At 64.8% G+C, this 597-nt stretch carries 1 pseudogene; it reads right to left on the bottom strand.

Going from position 1 to position 597, the window contains the following annotated elements:
• Positions 1 to 597 (bottom strand): annotated as a pseudogene (locus tag M1B35_RS31910) (hypothetical protein); the annotation flags it as partial.

Below are 597 nucleotides of genomic sequence, written 5' to 3'. Positions count from 1 at the left end.
CCAACCAGGACGGCAGGGCTACAAACCCGGTTGTTCCGAAGGTGGCGGCGAACCCCCATCGGAGCTTCTTGGCGCTGATAAACGCGGTGTCGTCGGTCCCAGTGTCGGTTTGGAGCTGTGTGGCCACCTTCGCGCCGCCAGCCACTGTCTCCGTGGCCTGGCTGGCTGTGGTGGCGATGGTGACGTTATTCGTACCGTCAAAGCTCACCGAGCCATTCACCGCACCGGTCAGGGTGAAAATGCGCGCCGTGGCCAGCCTGGCCGCTTTGCCCACCACCGTGTCACCTACCACGATCTTGGCGATGGCGTTCCAAATCGTCGACGTGGCCGACTTCACCGCCTTGGTGGTGGCAAGGATCACGCTGCTGTCGGTGTTCTCGTCGTCACTCTTGGCATTCGGCAGGTTCTCCAGCTCCACGTCTTCCTTCGTGGTGGCCCGTGCTCGTAACCCCGGGTAGTCGCCGATCCGGGCGGCGAAGTGCGTCACCAGCGGCCCGGCGATGGCCTCCACCGACCGGCGATCAGTGACCGTGGCCGAGGTCGGCAAATCGGCCAGGGCCACGCTGTAGTGCTTCGCGCCGGCGCTGTCGGTGTAGT

Origin of the sequence: Pseudomonas morbosilactucae (assembly GCF_023241665.1) — a bacterium.
GTDB classification, from domain to species: Bacteria; Pseudomonadota; Gammaproteobacteria; order Pseudomonadales; family Pseudomonadaceae; genus Aquipseudomonas; species Aquipseudomonas morbosilactucae.
This window is presented reverse-complemented; position numbering and strand designations above follow the sequence as displayed.